Annotated in this window: 1 pseudogene; it reads right to left on the minus strand. The window is 39.4% G+C overall.

Annotation, left to right across the window (positions count from 1 at the left end):
* Positions 1-466: 466 nt before the first annotated feature.
* A pseudogene (locus tag JJB97_RS18290) lies at positions 467-710 on the minus strand (VENN motif pre-toxin domain-containing protein); the annotation flags it as partial.

Here is a 710-nt window from a genome sequence, read left to right on the forward strand (position 1 = left end):
CTCAGCATGCCCGCTGCTGTTCATGCCGCTGAGCATGCTATTGGCCATGTTTCCGGCAAAAGAAAATAAGATATCTATATAACAACACCAAATATTCTACTTACTAATAATCTGATATTTACTTTTTATACATTCTATTTACTTTCCATTTTTCATTCATGGTGTGGCGTTAATAACTGTTTTTAACATCCCCACCATATGGATGGGGATTGTTGCTAAACTTACTCAGGATCTGAAGGTGGTTTTTTACGAGCGTTAAATTTATCAATCAGTTTAAAAACGATTGCAGCTAAGGTAATAGCAGTTCCTGAGATACAACCAAAAATTATGGTTCTTTTTACGTGATAAAGTGGATAAAAAAAGTACCCATTCTTCAGATACACTATGATGGCTGTGGCTCCAGTTAAAACGAAGTAAACGATGCAACAAAAAACACATGAATACCCCAAAAGCTTTAGGTAATTAATCATTTTTTGCTGGTCTCCTGAGCTGGCTTACTTCCCGGAGTGGCATTTATCGCATCTTTAGTAAATCCACCAACTACTTCCGCACCACCGGAACCGATAACATCATAAATAAATTCAGGTATATTGTTTCCACCAGTTATTTTTTCCACAGTTCCAGGCGCATAAAGTCCGAACATACCACCGGCCCATGCACCTGCTGCCGCACCACCAACAGAGCCTATATCAGGCCCGTCTGTAAACACC

The organism is Tenebrionibacter intestinalis (assembly GCF_016632365.1).
GTDB lineage: Bacteria > Pseudomonadota > Gammaproteobacteria > Enterobacterales > Enterobacteriaceae > Tenebrionibacter > Tenebrionibacter intestinalis.